This window comes from Paraburkholderia megapolitana, from assembly GCF_007556815.1.
Taxonomy (GTDB): domain Bacteria; phylum Pseudomonadota; class Gammaproteobacteria; order Burkholderiales; family Burkholderiaceae; genus Paraburkholderia; species Paraburkholderia megapolitana.
In genome coordinates, this window is the sequence record NZ_CP041743.1 from 576,245 (window position 1) to 592,797 (window position 16,553).

Below are 16,553 nucleotides of genomic sequence, written 5' to 3' on the forward strand. Positions count from 1 at the left end.
CGCCAAAGATAGTGCGGATACCTCTATAAATCCATACAATGAAATTCATATCGAAAATGAATTGAGTTCATGATGACGACCCGCGACCTTAACTTCCTTTTTGTGCTTCAGGCGCTGGGCAAGGAGCGCAGCGTGTCGCGCGCCGCGCAGCGGCTTGGCATTACGCAACCTGCTGTGAGTCACGCACTGGGGAAACTACGGACGACGTTCCAGGACGATCTGTTCGTCCGCGCCGGCAGCGAAATGGCGCCGACGCAGATCGGCGAACGTTTGATCGAGGGCGTGGACCGTGTGCTGGCCGTGGTGGAGGAAGAGATCTGGAGCAACGTCGCATTCGATCCAGCGACGACGCGTCGGACGTTCTCCGTCTGTCTCAGCGACATGGGTGTGATCGTGTTGCTGCCACGGCTGCTCGCCGCGATCAAGCAACAGGCGCCGCTCGCGACGCTCAAGCCGATCCAGTTGCCATCGCTCGAACTGGCGGGCGCCTTGCAGGACGGCAAGATCGATCTGGCGATCGGCTACCTCGGCAGGCTGGGCGATAGCCTGCATCAGCAACCGTTGTTCGAGCGGTCGCTGGTCGGCATCGTGCGCGGTGGCAAGTCGCGGCGGCGCGTATCGTTGACGCTCCAGCAGTTCGTCGAAGCGGAGCATGTCGTCTCGGGCACGCTCGCGATCACGAACCAGTTGCTGGAGAAGGAATTACGCCGGCATGGCGCGCGGCTACACGTCGGTGTTGAGGTACCGTATCTGCTGGCGGTGCCGAGTCTTGTCGCGACGTCCGATCTGATTGCCGCGGTTCCGGACGAACTCGCGGAATTGTTCTCCAAAATGGCCGACGTCGACGTGTTCCAGTTGCCGATCAGCTTGCCCGACCTGACCGTGCAGCAATTCTGGCACGCACGACGACACAACGATGCGGGCCATCGATGGTTCAGGTCGCTGGTCGCGCAGACCTTGCGACAGGAGAAGAAGCGGCCCGCGCATTCGCGATGATCTTTGCGAAGACGCCGGGTGATTTGCAGCGACTTTCCCGCTGCGATGGCATGATATCGCCCTCACGTCCTCATTTCCCAGACCGTCCCCACCATGTCCAATCTGATCGTCCACGGCGGCGCCCCGCTACGCGGGGAAATCACGCCATCCGCCAACAAGAACGCTGTCCTGCCGATCCTTTGCGCCACGCTGCTCACCGATCAACCTGTGCGCCTGATCGGCGTACCCGATATCACCGATGTCAGAAAGATTCTCGACATCTTCCGCACGCTCGGCAGCGCGGTATCGGTGGATTTTTCGAGCGGCATACTCGACCTGCATCACAGCGCGACCACCTTCGATCCGGCAACACACAGGCTGCCCGAAGAGATGCGCTCATCGATCATGCTGGTACCGCCACTGCTCGCGCGTTTCGGTGTAGCGCGGCTCGAAAGCGACGTGAAGGGCTGCACGCTCGGCGTGCGCGAGATCGACCCGCACGTCGAAGTGTTCGAACGATTCGGCGCGCGGGTGGAACGCACCGGTGATTCATTGCTCGTGCATAACGAACAGCGCATGGCAGCCAACGATCACTGGCTGGACTACGCATCGGTTACCACGACCGAAAACTTCGCACTGTGCGCGGCAGCCGCCGAAGGAACGTCGACGCTCGTCAACGCGGCATCGGAACCTCACGTGCAGGAGTTCTGCCGCTTTCTCGCCATGCTTGGCGTCGGCATTGAAGGCATCGGGACGTCGCGGCTCAGCGTGACGGGCGGTGGACAGTTCGGCGGCGGCGAATTCCGCTTCAGCGAGGACTTCCATGAGATCGCCACGTTTCTCGCGCTCGGTGCGATCACCGGCGGCGATATCGTGGTCAAAAACTCCGCCCCCGAGCAGTTCCCGCTGATCGATAGAACATTCGCGAAGTTCGGTGTCACCGTCGAGCACCGGGACGGCTGGTCGCGTGCGCTGAGCAACGGTCCGCTGCGGGTACGCCGACCGTTCACGCAGAATATTCTCACCAAGGTCGAGGCGGCGCCGTGGCCTTATCTACCGGTCGACCTGCTGCCGATCTTCGTCGCGCTCGGCGTGAAGGCCGAAGGCAGCGCGATGTTCTGGAACAAGGTCTACGACGGAGCAATGGGCTGGACCAGCGAACTGTCGAAGTTCGGTGCGCACGTGTTTCTATCTGATCCGCATCGGCTGATCACGTTCGGCGGCCTTGCTTTGAGCCCGGCGCGCGTGGAGAGCCCGTACATTATTCGCGTGGCGATTGCATTGCTGATGGTCGCGGCAAGTATCGAAGGACGCTCCGAGATCATGAATGCGCTGCCGATCCGGCGCGCGCATCCGCGTTTTGTCGAGAACCTGCGCTCGATCGGCGCAAATGTCGAATGGACTAGCAGCGAGTGAATGTCGTGCGAGCTTGAATGGCACGGACTGGACATGAACCGGAGATACGCATGCTAAGGAACGTAGTCGGTAAGGTCGGCAACATCGAGATCTGTCGAATTCTCGACAGTTATCTGCTTGGCGAAACCATGCAGTCATGGTTCCCGGACTTCAATCGCGAGGCAGTCAGGGCTCACGAACACTGGCTATGTCCGACGCACTACAACCCGGAGAGCGGTCACTTTGCCATGCCGGTGCATAGCTGGCTGCTCAGGGTGGGAAGCTATAACGTCCTGATCGACACGTGTATGGGAAACCACAAGTCGCGGCCTGGCATTGGGGAAATGCACATGCTCGAGAATCGCTATCTCGAGCGCATGGCGGATTGCGGTGTGAGCCCGGAAGATATCGATTTTGTGCTCTGTACGCATCTGCACGTGGATCACGTCGGCTGGAACACGCGGCTCGCCAACGGTCGTTGGGTACCCACGTTTCCAAACGCGAAGTACGTCATTTCCCGGACCGAGTTCGAGGCTGCAAAAGAAGAAGCCGCTAATCCAGGCAGTCCCCCGTTTCTCAAAGCGGTATTCGAGGATTCAATCTTCCCGATTGTCGAAGCGGGCAACGCTTACTTTGTCGACGATGTGCAGGAGTTTGTCGACTGCCTCACCTTACGTCCCGCGCCAGGTCACTCGCCTGGCCACGTGCGCATCGAGTTGAACTCTCAAGGCGAACGCGGCGTGTTCTCCGGCGACATCATGCATTCGCCGGTGCAGGTGCCGTTCTGGAACTGGAGCAGCAGAGTGTGCTGGGACAAGGCAATGTCGGCGAAATCGCGTCGCGAGCTGCTGGAGTTCTGTGCGTCCGAGAATGTGTTGCTGCTGCCGGCGCACTTTGAAACGCCCTATGTTGGGCGGATCAAACGCTCCGGGGAATCGTTTGCGATCGATTTTGGGTGGTGAAATAAACCGTCGCCTCGCTCGAACCAGACTCGCCTCACCATGCTTCACGCCCCACCGGCCTGGCGTCGCCCCATGCAGTCATGTCGCTCGGGAAAGGCGCTTTTGTGCTGCATTGGGCAACGAGGTCATCCAGCGAATACTTGCGACGGACCGTGGTCAGCAACACGCCATCCGGGCGTACGCTGACTCTCAGCGAACTGCCAGCTGCTGATGGCCGGCATCGACACGTTGCATTACTCTACGCAACTGCGCCGCGACGCAGCGCGACCGGTGGCCTGAACAAAGGCACGGCGCGCTTGCTGGAACATCACATCAGGAGACCTCGCAATGCCCATCGCAGCTGGCCCTCAGCCTACGACAGACACCGCATCGGCAAGCACGGCCGGCACGCGCACTCGCAACGAGGCGCGCAAGGCTGCGCTCGGCAGCTTTGTCGGCGCGGTCGTCGACTGGTATGACTTCCTGCTGTACGGCATCGTTGCCGCGCTCGTGTTCAATACCGAGTTTTTCCCGAAGGTCAGCCCCGCGATGGGCACGCTTGCCGCATTCGCGACGTTCGGTGTCGGTTTTCTGTTTCGTCCGCTAGGCGGCTTCATCTTCGGTCACTATGGCGACCGGCTCGGCCGCAAGCGCATGCTGGTGGTGACGGTCGCGATGATGGGCCTGTCTACCGCCGCGATTGGGCTGTTACCGTCGTTTGCGAGCATCGGCTGGTGGGCGCCTGTGCTGCTCGTGACGCTGCGCGCGATCCAGGGCTTTGCCGTTGGCGGCGAATGGGGCGGCGCGGCGCTGATGGCCGTCGAAAGCGCGCCCGAGCGCAACAAGGCGTTTTACAGCAGCGGCGTGCAGGTCGGTTACGGCGTAGGGCTCGTGCTATCCACCGGCCTTGTGTCGTTGATCAGCCGGTCGATGGACAACGCGTCGTTTATCGCGTGGGGCTGGCGCCTGCCGTTCCTGTTCAGCGTGCTGCTCGTGCTGGTCGCACTATGGATCCGCTCGAGCATGGCGGAGTCGCGCGAGTTCGTCGAGAAGGTCGGCGAGCACGGTGAACGACGGCTGCGCGCGCCGATCGTCGAAGCGCTGCTGCGTCATCCAAAGGCGTTCCTGCTGATCATTGCGCTGCGTCTCGCGGAGCTGTTCACGATGTATATCGTCACCGCGTTCGCGCTGAACTATTCGACGGCGAATCTCGGCATGCGGCGCGAGTTCTTTCTTGGCATCGGACTGCTGGTAGGCGCGCTCAGTTGTGTGACGATTCCGTGTTTTGCGTGGCTCGCGGACCGGTTCGGCCGCCGCCGCATCTATATGCTCGGCGCGACGCTCGGTGTGCTCGGCGCGGTGCCGTTCTTCGTCGCGCTCGATGCGCGCTCGACGGTCTGGATCGTCGTGTTTGCCGTGCTGCTGGCGAACGTCGCACACGATATGGTCGTGAGCGTGCAGCAACCGATGTTCACCGAACTGTTCGGCACCGAGTATCGCTATAGCGGCGCGGGCGTCGGTTATCAGGTGGCGAGCGTGGTGGGCGGCGGATTTACGCCGTTTATCGCGGTCGCGCTAGTGAATATGGCAGGCGGATCGTGGCATCCGGTTGCGGCCTATCTTGGCGGGGGCTGTCTGATCTCGCTGCTTGTCGCGGCTCGGATGAAGACCGGGCGTACATAGAGGTCTCCCGCTGCAACGCAGTCCGGGCGTAGCCCACCCATGGTGGCGTTGTACAGAGAAGCAATTTTTGCACTTTGTTCTTTCACCACCGCGCGAGAGAGAAACCGACAGCCGACGGGGCAGACGAGTGACACCTCACGCACCGGTGTGCCCAGATCGACCGGCCGGACAACCCGGCGCATGAAATCTGTCTACACATCGACACCCTATCAAAGTGTTTTCCCGTACATGAATTACGATTGAGATCACGAAATTCAACAGAATTTCTTGCATAATTTCGGCAAAAACTCCGGTATTTTGTGGATATTTCATAAAAATCCACCCGAAAAAAGTGGAAACAAACCGCGACGGTGGACGACCCATTTTTTCACTAAAGTGTTGACAGTTATATCAACCACGACTAATGTTGCGTTCGTCTGTCCACGCCATTCTCGGGTTAGACAGACCTCACACATACAACTACCCATAAACGGGCGAACCCGCTGCCTTCTCCCATCACCGGCGAAGTTTGCGTCGCAGGAATCCTCGCGTCGCGCTCCATAGGCAGACGCAAGGAGACGAAGATTGCCACGTACCCCCCATTACGCCGCGAATCGTGGCTACGACATCAACGGATCTGCGGCACCGAAGGCGGGCACCGTGTCGCCGTCACCAACCTCGGCAGACCACGTTCGCGCGGACCGAGACATGGCTGACATTACGAATCGGGCGACAAGGCGCAGCACGCTAATTGGCATCAACGTCGGTATGGCACTCGAAACTTTCGATTTCACTGCCTATGCCATCTTCGCGCCGTTTTTTGCGCGCAGCATCTTCAATCCGGCGGACCCAACCGCGGCCCTGCTCGCGACAATGGCCGTGTTTGGCGCAGCATTTCTGGTTCGGCCATTTGGAGCGGTAGCTTTCGGATGGCTAGCCGATCGCAAGGGCCGCAAATTCGCCCTGATCTCCGCTGTCATCTGCGCATCTTGCGGTCTATTACTCGTTGGGCTGGCGCCAAGCTATCAAACGGCCGGGCTCACTGGTGCCTGCGTGCTGCTGTTCGCGCGCCTCCTACAGGGAGTCGCCCATACGGGCGAGGTCGCCGCTGCCTACACCTATATTGCCGAGACAGCGCCGTCTCGCAGCAGGGGGTTATGGGCCAGTTCACTGTATGCATCGTCGTTGATAGCCGTCGTAATCGCGAATATTGTCGGATTGATTCTGTCGTCCGTCATGAATCAATCGCAGCTGACCAGCTGGGGGTGGCGCATTCCGTTCTTTATCGGCGCCTGCCTCGGTCTCCTCTCTCTCGTTCTCCGGCGAAACATGGTCGAGACAGAGGCATTCATGCGACAGGCAGCACGTGGGGTAATGCCACAAAAAAAGAATCCGATGTGGCGCGAGTTATGGAACAACAAAGCTGCCGGCGCGAGAGTATTTTTGCTGGCAGGTTCGAACGCTGTCTTTTTCTACGCGTGGGCGATAAGCGGCCCAAGCTGGGGCATTAGCATACTGAAACTGAGTCCCACGCACGCACTCTGGTCGGCAATCATCGCGCAACTGGTGTGCGTCATCGCACTGCCGTTTCTTGGAGCGCTCTCGGACAGGATCGGACGACGCGCAAGCTATTGCATCTACGGCGTTGCCGTAGCCGCTTTGTCGTTCCCTCTTCATCATCTTGCTCAAGGCGGCGGAACGTGGCAATTCGCACTGGCAATGAGCATCGCACTGTTCATCTTTGCGTTCAATGGCTCGATGTTCCCGGCACTCCTCGCCGAGCTGTTTCCAGCCGGCATCCGGGCTTCGGGAGTTGCACTTCCCTACTCGTTGTCGGCCATGGTGTTCGCCGGGACAGCACCGTTCCTCCAGCAGTGGCTTGGACAGCAGGGCCTCGGCAATGTGTTCGTCATGTACACGGCAGCGATGGCGTTGCTCGGGGCCGTCGTGATGATCTTCACCAAAGAGACGAGCCGGGTAGATTTGACGGATTGATCTGCGCAGCGTCGTGCTTCCGTTAGCCCGGCACTTCACCTGACGCCCTCAGATGAGATTCACTTTTCAAGTTCAGCGGGAAGACATCATGTCCGACATTACCGAAATCACTCAGCTCATTCTCAGGGAACGACAAGGGCGAGATCGCGGCTGGTGGGCGCAGATGGAAGAGTGCTATCACAGCGAATCGGTGGTTTCGATCAGCTGGCTTAGGAGCAGTGGCGCCGACTTCGTCGCACGATCAAAAGAAATACACAGCAGAGGCATTCGCCCAGTCCACCGGCTCTCGCCGCCTGTCGTACATATCAATCGCGATCGCGCGGTTGTCGAGGTACCCACATCCATCAGCCTGCGAACGCTGATTCATGGTGTGGACGCCGATCTGGAATCGTCGGTACGGAATCTTTATCAGGTGGAACGCCACGACTCGAACTGGAAAATCATGTTCCTCACATGCATCTACGAGCGCGACATGCTTACGCCCGCGATGCCTGGAACATCGCTTGACCTCGATATCGAGCAGCTCGCCCGATTCCGAAAGTCCTACCGGTGTCTTGCCTACCACTTGTCGCTCGAAGGACACTCGGTTCCCGATAGCCTGTTCGGAGACGACATTCCTGAACCAGTCGATGCGCTTTACGCCAGCGCGTTTGACTGGATGCGCACGCAGGTGTCGCGCTCAGATCGGCTTTGACTGATCGTCGTCGCCCAGCAACGCGCTGGCGGTTGCCCTGAGGATGGAGGGATCGTAACGGGGAGCTACACCTGCCAGGATCAGCATGGCGAGCCGGCAGAAGTAGTTCGCATAGTGGCGCGATGCCAGTTCCGCATCTCTGGCCTTTACTGCCGCAAGAACATGCGACAGCTCCGAACCGTCGATGCGTATCACGCTGGGGAATCGAGCGATCGCATGGGCGCGATACCGTTGCAGGTTGTCGATGAAACTGCCTATCAGGGAGCCCATGCGCTCGCCAGCAGGCGCAACGATCGTTCGCGAGAACGTACGATAAGCGGCTTCCCATTCTTCTGGCGCATGTTCCAGCGAAGCGTTCATTTGCTCGACGCACTGGCGGAGTACCCGGATCTGGGCATCGGCGAGAAGCGGCACACACACCCGGATGGCAATCGTCATGTTGAGCAGCTTCAGGCTCAACAGGCTTTCGTAATCCGCTATCTCAAACGGCGCAACGCTGTACCTCTGGTTAGCCTTGGCGATTACGAGCTGCTCTTGCTGCAGCCGTTGAAGCGCCTCTCGCACGGGGCCGCGGCTCGTGCCAAAATCGCGGGCAACCGAGGCCTGCAGCAGTTGCCCACCAGGCGGGATCTTGCCGTTCAGGATGTCTTCGCGGAGCGAGTTGAAGATGATGACGGACGTATCGCCCGCCCGTTTTTTCGATGGCACTTCACTCACTTCAGCATTCCTTCCCGCCGATGTTCGGACTACTGCTCGAGCCCCTGTCGTTCGCTGATTCGATTTTGGCATTGAAGTCGTCCCTCGACGCTGCGTATAAAGGCCGGCTTGCACGAACTGTCAACAGTTCGAGAACCGCAACCTGCAATACCCCGATTCTACCTCGCGGCGACCACTCGACAGTCAGAAACGAGGATTGAGAGAAAGCCACCACTTGTGACATTCTGGTAAGCGCAAGCCAGCAATTCAAACCAGTTCACCGCGTTTATTCGGCATGAGAAGAGTCGACACTTTCTTGTGTAAATCTCGAACCCGCTTCAGATCCCAGCGTCAGCTAAACGAGGGAAAAGGCTCTCCGCATTGCGCCTGGAAATGGACATTCGTTGTGTGTCTGTGAGCGAATAGGCATCTAGCCGGAGCGTAAATTCGTGAGCGAGCTTAAGCGGTGCGTAGGGCCAGTCGGATCCATAGGTAAGTCGCAACGGATCAGCGAACGCGAGGAGTGAAGGCAGCGCGTAGGGGCCCGGTGTCAATGCCGTATCGAAATAGAACCGTCTTAGCTGCTCGAGTACCGCCTCCTCGCTGCGCTGCGGGGAAAGCATGCTCGCAATCCGCAATGCCGCGTAGGGGACGTATCCGCCACCGTGCGAGAGAATGATTCGAAGATTGGGGTATCTTGTCAGGCAATCGTGCTTTACGAGGTTGACTGCGGCACGCGTGGTATCCGCCAGGAAATCGGTGAGCGCGGCCGATATACCCGGGACAAGCGAAGACGGCAAAGCGGTTGGATGCACAAAGAGCACCGCTTTCCTTTCGTTCAGGAATTCAAGCAATGGATCCCATTCCGGCGCACCGACATACACCCCGCCTACATTGCTCATCAGTACCACGCCGTCAGCGTGCAAATGATCGAGTGCATACGCAGCTTCGTCAATGGCGGCGCCCAGATCTGGAAGTGTGAGCGTTGCAAAGAAACCGAACCTCCCGGGATCATCGGACACGACCTTCGCACAGAACTCGTTGACGTCGCGAGCCAGCGCCCGGCTTTGATTCATGTCCGTAGACGGGCCTAACCAGACCCCGGGGGTCGAGACAGACAGAATGCCCGTTTCGATACCATTGAGCTCAAACGATTCCAGCGCCGCATCCTTGCTCCACGCCAGGAATGGGCCAGGATACGACGGTTGAGAATGAAGCCAGTCGCTGTATTCCGGAGGAATCACATGGCAGTGTGTGTCGATACGCCTCGGGTTTGCAGCGCCTTCCTGCAGCGAAGCCGATACAGCCGGTTCGCCGCGAGTGGCTGAAGGCGGAGCAGTCAGGGCGCTACACCCGAGAAAAAACGGCGCAGCAGCGCCGGCAGCCAACGCCGCCGACGTCTGTTTTAGCATCTCACGCCGGCGTGGGCTGACAGGTCGGGTTTCCATGCGACATCACTCTTTTCGTTGTGCGCAGCGGCGTGAAAGCTAGTGGACAGCGCGCGCGCCGGACAGATCGCGCGATCCCGTTTTTTTCAACGACTCCGCCAGTTCGTCCAGAAGCGACGGAAGATCGGTCACCGTCGCTACACTACCAAACACGTAATTGTCCGGTCTCACCAGAAAGGCCTTACGCCCTGTAGTTCTAAACCACAAGTCGTACTCTGCGTCGATGTCGACGAAATAGTCTGGGCCCGGCCCTCTCGAAACGTGCGCAATCGATACGCCCAGTTGAGAAAGCAGCTTCTTCTGCCGGCTGTCGAAAATCTCTTCAGACACGGCGTGACGGGAAATGATGCGCCAGCCTGTGCCCACGAACAGGTCCAGCAGGTCTACACGACCGTCTAGAGCGACCCGCGCCTGAAGACCTGGCCTGCCATCGGCATCGATTGCCCTTTCGTCGCCCTGTGCTCGAACCACACCGTTTCCCAGCCGCGGAAACAGCGGGGGCGGATCGGCTCGCTTCGCCCGCAAGGCATCGTCACGCAATTTGCCCAGAATCGGATCGGTCACCTGCACGCTGTCGCCGATCGCATTCGCCATCTTTATCACTTCATGGACATGCGGAGCGCGCTCGCTCTCATAGGTGTCGAGCAGAACATCGTCCGCACGGCCGCCAAGTACCGCATCAAGCTTCCACGCAAGATTCAACGCGTCGCGGATTCCAGAGCACATGCCCTGGCCCATGAATGGAGGCGTGGTATGCGCGGAATCGCCTGCAAGGAGCACCCTGCCTGCACGCCAACGCTCAGCAAGCGTGCTTTCGAAAGTATGGATCGCCCTTCGAACGATTCTGCCAAGAGAAGGATTCAAACCGTAAGTCGACAGCAAGCGCCACGCCGTGCTTTCGCTTTCAAGGTACTCGCGGCTTTCCCCTTCGAGTCTGCGGAACTCCAGTCTCGACCACCGGTTGCCGCTCCAGCGGCCGACAAGCGTCGGGCGTCGCACGTCGAGAATCTGCCGCACCTCGCCGAGTTGCGGCACGTCCCGATCCGGATCGTTATGTTCGAAGTCAAGTACGAGGTTATCGATTGCAGGAAATCCGAGGTCACGACGTCCGATCCCAAGCGCCTGCCGCACGAAGCTGTTCGCGCCATCCGCACCGATGACATACGCGGCTTCGATCCTGCACCTGTCGGTCGTCTCGTTGTCCGTTTCCCGCACCGATAGCACGGCGCCGTCCGTGTCTTGCGCGACTTCTGTGGCCGTGTATCCCATGAAAACGCGGACACCAAGTTCGACGCCGCGAGCGTCAATAATGTCTTCGAGATCGGGTTGATAAAAGAGGTAGCTCTCTTTCCATCCTGATCCGCCTGTACCGAGCTTGACGCTCTGAAGCACTTCCTGCTCGGGCGTGACGAGTTCATACGAAAGCATCGGGCGCGCCATCAGCTCGACTGCCTTCGCGATTCCAAGGCGCTGGAACGCACCTCTCATCGTCTCCCCATCGAAATGCCCAGCGCGAGGGAGCGAGAAGCGCTTGCTATAGCGCTCCACCGCAATCACGTCGAGTCCGTATTGCGCCAGCAACGCCGCGAGCGTCATCCCCACGGGTCCATAGCCAACGATCGCCACGTCGCAAGTGGTATGCGCGGGAAGCTTGGCGCGGCCATCGTCTGACCGCGCAGGAAAGGAACTTGACATCACTCGCACTCTGCCTGTGTTTGGAAGTATTGATTAACGGCCCGTATCGGGCCTTCGACCACGGTGCTGAGACTACGATCCGTCAGACAAACTGTCAACACATTGGCCGATAACTCCGGGATAATTCTTACTCGATCTTGATAAAATATAGCGATATATGGCCTTTTTAACGATGATCGGCGTAAACCATAGGCTAATATCGAATCTTAAGTGTTGACACTTAAGTCAAAATTTTCATATCTTGTTTGCATATGCCAACCGATGAAAAGCATGTCCGCGTGTCACATCGCGCTGCTTCGTATTGGCAGTCGGAAGGAGTTTGGACAGATGGTGAGGATCAGAAGCACCGGGTGAAGGGCGTTCGACACGTCAGCCCAGAACGATAAAAGACAAGAACTATCGGTCGTCGAACGACCGACATGGAGACAGACAGATGAGGTCGATAAGTGCAGCGTCCCTGGCGGGGGCAATCGCTGTCATTGCGCCGTTAAGCACGGCGTACGCCCAAAACAGCATCACCATGTACGGATTGCTGGATGCCGGGATGACTTACGTCAGCAACGTCTCGGGTCACCCGGTCATACGCGAGAACAGCGACGGCAGCGCTCCGTCCAGACTGGGATTTCGCGGTGTCGAGAGTCTGGGTGGCGGGACAAGCGTGCTGTTTGTTCTGGAGATGCGCCCTCAAATCAGCACTGGGACGATTCTTTCACCGTTCTGGGACCGCGCATCGTTTGTCGGGTTGAGCAACAACAAGTTTGGAACGGTGACGATCGGTCGACAATTCGATTTTTTCCTGGCTTCATTGCCACTCGATGCGACATCAATCATAGAAGGCGGCCTGGAAGCGGGTTATCAGCAATTCACCGGCCCTAAAGGATCCACCGCCCCAGCTGTCGATAATCACTCGGGAACGGGTCTTTACGACAACTCTGTCAAGTATGAAAACACCATCGGCTCATGGTCCGGCGGTGTCATGTACAGCTTTGGCGATGTGTCTCGTCACGACAGCATGGGGTCGGCATACGTCAAATATGTGATGGGGAATCTGCAACTGGGCGCCGGATGGACCAAAGACAATTTCTCGACAACCATTGCGAACGAGGTCTTTGCCGTTCGCGCTCTCTACACCATGGGCTCGTGGACCTTTCTGGCCAACTATTCGCAAGGGCGAGAGACCGTTGTTGAAGGCTCAAAAGCCGTAGCCAGGCCACTCGAAGTGGCCGTCAGCTACCGTCTCGGCCCGGCAATCAGTATCGGTGCGGGAATTGGTTGGGCACGCGATACGAACCGCGCCGGCACAACGGCAACCATCACACAGCCGTTCATCGGCGCACGCTACTTTCTGAGCAAGCGAACGGCCCTGTACGCCATTGCCGCGCGCAATCACAGCAGCAATCCTTCAGCGATCCCCTCGACGGTCGGCATCCCAGGCGGAGCGACCGCGCCATCGAGCAACGCCAGCCAGACAGTCGTACGCATCGGTATGCAAACCCGCTTCTGATGCACCGAAAGCGTTGATCGCCACTCCACGCGATCACTCAAAGATGAATCAGATGCAACACCGCCTTTCCCCCGGGACACCGGATTCGAACCAGCCAAAAAAGGACATTGACCATGTTGATGAACTTGTTGTCGCCCGACGAAGGAAACTCGATGAAGTCGACACCTGTCTCGCCGCAGTCTCACTCCAGGAGACGCGCGACAAGGAACATTGGGCGCAAACGCCCTTGCTTTGTGGTCACGCTCATCGCTATGGTTGTCGCTTCCGGATGCAGTGCAGAGTCAGCGCATTCCCAATCGATCTCGTCGCAAGTGGTGTTGTTGAGCGGCACGGTTCAGGGAACGCAAAGAGACGCCAACGGCGTCATGGCTTTCAAGGGGATACCGTATGCTGCGGCGCCAGTGGGGCAGTTGCGATGGCGCCCGCCCCAGCCCGCGCCAGGATGGCAAGGGATCCGCGACGCCACAGTCTTCGGCGCTCGCTGCGAAGGAGCCCCACTGCTGGGGCCAGCGCCGGCTGGCAACGTCCAGAGCGAAGATTGCCTCACCATCAACGTATGGAGCGCGGCGCAGACGACCGGTGAAAAACGACCGGTTATGGTATGGATTCACGGCGGCGGATTCCAGACGGGCGTGCCGACCCCTTCGTCGCCGACTACCGACGGTTCGAGCCTGGCCGCGGACGGCGTAGTCCTCGTCAGTCTCAACTATCGCCTCGGTGTATTCGGATTCCTCGCCCATCCTGCGCTGGACAGTGAAGGCACGCCGTCTGGAAACTTCGGCTTGCAAGACCAGATAGCAGCTTTGAAGTGGGTCCGCTCGAACATCTCCCGGTTCGGTGGCGATCCGGACAACGTCACGATTTTCGGACAATCGGCCGGCGCGATGGCTGTTGGAATGCTGATGAGTTCACCGCTTGCACATGGTCTGTTTCAAAAGGCCATCGGGGAAAGCGGTGCGTTCTGGGACAGCGAGCACGGCTCGCTGCAAACGCTGGCCGAGGCCAGAGCGCGGGGAGAGGCACTCGCAACGCAACTTGCAGGCGGAGACATCAACGGGTTAAGGGCGCTCTCCGCGGACACGTTACTGGCCGCGGCACCCTGGAGCATTCAGAGCGACCCTGTGAGCGACGCCTTCTCCCCTAGCGTGGATGGCTACGTTGTTCCTGACAGCCCAGCCGAGATATTCGCCCAAGGCAGGCAGAACAATGTTCCGCTACTCGCAGGACACAATGGGGCAGAGGGCGTCATTTTCATGTCGGGCGCACTGCCGCACGATAGCGCGGCTTCCTTCGAGGCGGCCGCGTCGGCGCAGTTTGGTCCCGGCCGGCTGGCGGAGTTTCTCGAGAATTATCCTGCGAGCAACGACGCGGTGACAGTTGCCTCTGCGCAAACTCTCGTCGGGGACCTTCGGGTCAATGAGCAATCGTGGGAATGGGTCCAGTTGCAGCGACAGACTGGCACTGCACCTGTCTACGCGTACCAGTTCAACTACAGTTCGCCTTATCTGCCGGCCCCGGTCCACGCGTCGGAAGTTCCATTCGTGTTCGGCACGCTCACCCCGCAGCCGGCGGCCCCGACGGTGCCACCAGGCACTCAGGATCGTGCACTGTCGAACCAGATGATGAACTACTGGGTCAACTTCGCACGCACCGGCAATCCTAACGGTCCAGGATTACCGTGTTGGCCGGCGTATGCCATCAACGGCTCTCAAGTCATGTTATTCGGCACGACAACTCAAGCGGTTCCCGAATCTGGTACGAGCGGCCTGCGTTTTCTGCGCAGTTTCCGGTTCAACGGGCGGTTTCCGGATAGCTGGCGACAAACGGGATGAGGGTTCGCGCTTGCCAGTTGCTACGTTATCCGTGGCAACTGGCCGTTCAATGCGTTGACGGGCAACAGGCTGGTTCGCGCACTCAGTTCATCGCATGCCAATCGACGAGCGACAGCCGCGACGACAGAGCGTGAACGAGCGTCGGCAATTCCCCGAGCGACCGTACCGCGCCGAATACGTAGTAGTCCGGCCGCACGATGACCGCCCGTGCTCCGTGCTCGTCGAAGAATCGCCGGTATTTGCCGCTCGCATCGAACACGACGCGGCCAGGCACCATCTTGGCGCGATCCGTCGTGATGCCGATAGTCCGGGCGCCAATGCGTGCGAGCGTGGCTCGCGCGTCCTCATCGAGGATCTGCTCGGGGTCTACGTCGAGTGTGATCACATGGAAGCCATTGGGAACCGCATCGTCGTAGCGCAACGTGTTCGCACCGTCGTCCAGCTGACCGTGTACGCTCAGCAAGCCCGCCATCCCGTTGCACGAAAAATCCGTATCCGCGCAGATCAGTCCGTCGGTCAGGCCGGGGAACGGTGGTAGTGGCGGCACCTGTCCCGACAGATACGCCCGATCGCGTTCCGCAGCCTTTTCGTGGTCCGAGATGCAGACCACCTGCCCCATCGCAATCGACGCGTCGATCACGGCGCGAACCTGCGGCCGGCGCTCCGGCGTGTAGCCGTCGAGCAGCGTATCCGACGCGAGGCCCCTCAGAATCAGATCGAAGCGCCATGTGAGATTCCACACGTCGCGCAGCCCCGAGCACATGCCCTGCCCCATGAACGGCGGCATCTGATGTGCCGCATCGCCAGCCAGCACGGTGCGCCCGATACGCCACGCCCCAGCGATCAGCGAACGGAAGCGGTACACGGCGTAACGGACCAGCGTTGCGTTGTCAGGCCCGACCCACGGCGCCAACAGTTCCCAGACCTTCTCAGGTTTTTGCAGATCCTCGACAGTCTCGTGCGGCAGCCGCATGAACTCCCAGCGCCGGTAGCCGGGACCACCGGGCACCATCGTCGTCGGCCGCGCCGGATTGCACCACTGGCCGATGTCCGGCACGTCGAGCTTCACGCCTTCGTTCGGCTTCAGGTCGATCACGAGCCAGTCCTCCTGGAACCCAAGATCCTCGAAGTCGATACCGAGCGATCGGCGCACGAAACTGTTTGCACCGTCGGCACCGACCACGTAGCGTGCCCGCACTGTTTGCGTCTCGCCGGTCGGCGTCCATGTGCCGGCTCCGATCGTGCCACGGCGCAGCGTGAGTTCGCAGTGGTCCGCGAACTGCGTGAGTCCGGTGGCCTCCCAGCCCTGCTGAACCGAAACTGTCGGCAGCGACCTGGCCTTGCGGTCGAGCAGCGCTTCGAGCGAAGGCTGGTTGAACAGATACCCGACCGGCCCGTCGCTGATCGACTCGGCTGACCAGTCGATCTCGACCAGCGTCTTCCAGTCGGCGTTGAACCACTGATACTTCGCCGACGGCTGCGAAATGGCCTCGACGTCCTTGCCGATGCCCATCGCGTGAAAGACCCGGCGGATCTCGTGATCGTGAAAAACCGCACGCGGCAGCGGATACAGTGATGGCCAGCGGTCGAACACCGCCACACGGTAGCCGCGCTCACCGAGCAGGATCGACATCGCCTGTCCCACAGGCCCATACCCCACCACGACAACATCGAACATGTTCTGGTCTGTCATCTGTTTCCCCTGCCGGAAAAAAG

General features: G+C 59.6%; 12 protein-coding genes. 8 read left to right on the forward strand and 4 right to left on the reverse strand.

Translation table 11 applies throughout. The features are described 5' to 3' along the window. Positions 1-69 precede the first annotated feature (69 nt). The 6 genes from FNZ07_RS02455 (at position 70) to FNZ07_RS02485 (ending at position 7,662) form a co-directional block, all read left to right on the forward strand. On the forward strand, positions 70-996 hold the full coding sequence (locus FNZ07_RS02455; protein ID WP_245811352.1) for a LysR substrate-binding domain-containing protein: 927 nt from the start codon (positions 70-72) through the stop codon (positions 994-996). Between the two features lie 93 nt (positions 997-1,089). Then, positions 1,090-2,391: a UDP-N-acetylglucosamine 1-carboxyvinyltransferase gene (locus FNZ07_RS02460; protein WP_091007979.1), complete on the forward strand. Its 1,302-nt coding sequence runs from the start codon at positions 1,090-1,092 to the stop codon at positions 2,389-2,391. A 50-nt stretch (positions 2,392-2,441) separates the two neighbouring features. After that, a complete protein-coding gene (locus tag FNZ07_RS02465; RefSeq protein WP_211367862.1) occupies positions 2,442-3,332 on the forward strand; it encodes an MBL fold metallo-hydrolase in 891 nt (296 codons plus the stop codon). A gap of 327 nt (positions 3,333-3,659) precedes the next feature. Next, the gene (gene shiA, locus FNZ07_RS02475; protein ID WP_091007990.1) at positions 3,660-4,994 is read left to right on the forward strand and encodes a shikimate transporter; all 1,335 of its coding nucleotides are present in this window, start codon (positions 3,660-3,662) and stop codon (positions 4,992-4,994) included. Positions 4,995-5,681: 687 nt separating this feature from the next. Next, positions 5,682-6,968, forward strand: a complete 1,287-nt coding sequence (locus FNZ07_RS02480; protein ID WP_091007992.1) for an MFS transporter — start codon at positions 5,682-5,684, stop codon at positions 6,966-6,968. An 88-nt stretch (positions 6,969-7,056) separates the two neighbouring features. Next, complete coding sequence (locus tag FNZ07_RS02485) at positions 7,057-7,662, forward strand: nuclear transport factor 2 family protein (RefSeq protein ID WP_170275651.1); 606 nt, start codon at positions 7,057-7,059, stop codon at positions 7,660-7,662. Here the strand turns inward: FNZ07_RS02485 and FNZ07_RS02490 are convergent. The 3 genes from FNZ07_RS02490 to FNZ07_RS02500 form a co-directional block, all read right to left on the reverse strand. Then, complete coding sequence (locus FNZ07_RS02490) at positions 7,648-8,379, reverse strand: GntR family transcriptional regulator (protein WP_170275652.1); 732 nt, start codon at positions 8,377-8,379, stop codon at positions 7,648-7,650. The genes FNZ07_RS02485 and FNZ07_RS02490 overlap by 15 nt on opposite strands. 317 nt (positions 8,380-8,696) lie before the next feature. Continuing rightward, positions 8,697-9,806, reverse strand: a complete 1,110-nt coding sequence (locus tag FNZ07_RS02495) for an amidohydrolase family protein (RefSeq protein ID WP_245811354.1) — start codon at positions 9,804-9,806, stop codon at positions 8,697-8,699. A gap of 39 nt (positions 9,807-9,845) precedes the next feature. After that, positions 9,846-11,501, reverse strand: a complete 1,656-nt coding sequence (locus FNZ07_RS02500) for a bifunctional 3-(3-hydroxy-phenyl)propionate/3-hydroxycinnamic acid hydroxylase (protein WP_091008002.1) — start codon at positions 11,499-11,501, stop codon at positions 9,846-9,848. A gap of 520 nt (positions 11,502-12,021) precedes the next feature. Between FNZ07_RS02500 and FNZ07_RS02505 the strand changes: the two genes are divergently transcribed. Together FNZ07_RS02505 and FNZ07_RS02510 are read left to right on the forward strand one after the other, a co-directional pair. Next, on the forward strand, positions 12,022-13,005 hold the full coding sequence (locus FNZ07_RS02505; RefSeq protein WP_409373393.1) for a porin: 984 nt from the start codon (positions 12,022-12,024) through the stop codon (positions 13,003-13,005). Between the two features lie 113 nt (positions 13,006-13,118). Further along, on the forward strand, positions 13,119-14,837 hold the full coding sequence (locus tag FNZ07_RS02510; RefSeq protein ID WP_211367864.1) for a carboxylesterase/lipase family protein: 1,719 nt from the start codon (positions 13,119-13,121) through the stop codon (positions 14,835-14,837). Between the two features lie 82 nt (positions 14,838-14,919). Here FNZ07_RS02510 and mhpA read toward each other — a convergent pair whose 3' ends face one another. Continuing rightward, positions 14,920-16,530, reverse strand: coding sequence for a bifunctional 3-(3-hydroxy-phenyl)propionate/3-hydroxycinnamic acid hydroxylase MhpA (mhpA, locus tag FNZ07_RS02515; protein WP_091008917.1), 1,611 nt, complete (start codon positions 16,528-16,530; stop codon positions 14,920-14,922). Positions 16,531-16,553 lie beyond the last annotated feature (23 nt).

Bases quoted from the DNA above. Each gene is read 5' to 3' on its own strand.
- mhpA (WP_091008917.1), bottom strand. From the start codon at position 16,530: ATGACAGACCAGAACATGTTCGATGTTGTCGTGGTGGGGTATGGGCCT.
- FNZ07_RS02485 (WP_170275651.1), top strand. From the start codon at position 7,057: ATGTCCGACATTACCGAAATCACTCAGCTCATTCTCAGGGAACGACAA.
- FNZ07_RS02505 (WP_409373393.1), top strand. From the start codon at position 12,022: ATGTACGGATTGCTGGATGCCGGGATGACTTACGTCAGCAACGTCTCG.
- FNZ07_RS02510 (WP_211367864.1), top strand. From the start codon at position 13,119: ATGTTGATGAACTTGTTGTCGCCCGACGAAGGAAACTCGATGAAGTCG.
- shiA (WP_091007990.1), top strand. From the start codon at position 3,660: ATGCCCATCGCAGCTGGCCCTCAGCCTACGACAGACACCGCATCGGCA.
- FNZ07_RS02460 (WP_091007979.1), top strand. From the start codon at position 1,090: ATGTCCAATCTGATCGTCCACGGCGGCGCCCCGCTACGCGGGGAAATC.
- FNZ07_RS02500 (WP_091008002.1), bottom strand. From the start codon at position 11,501: ATGTCAAGTTCCTTTCCTGCGCGGTCAGACGATGGCCGCGCCAAGCTT.
- FNZ07_RS02465 (WP_211367862.1), top strand. From the start codon at position 2,442: ATGCTAAGGAACGTAGTCGGTAAGGTCGGCAACATCGAGATCTGTCGA.
- FNZ07_RS02495 (WP_245811354.1), bottom strand. From the start codon at position 9,806: ATGGAAACCCGACCTGTCAGCCCACGCCGGCGTGAGATGCTAAAACAG.
- FNZ07_RS02480 (WP_091007992.1), top strand. From the start codon at position 5,682: ATGGCTGACATTACGAATCGGGCGACAAGGCGCAGCACGCTAATTGGC.
- FNZ07_RS02455 (WP_245811352.1), top strand. From the start codon at position 70: ATGATGACGACCCGCGACCTTAACTTCCTTTTTGTGCTTCAGGCGCTG.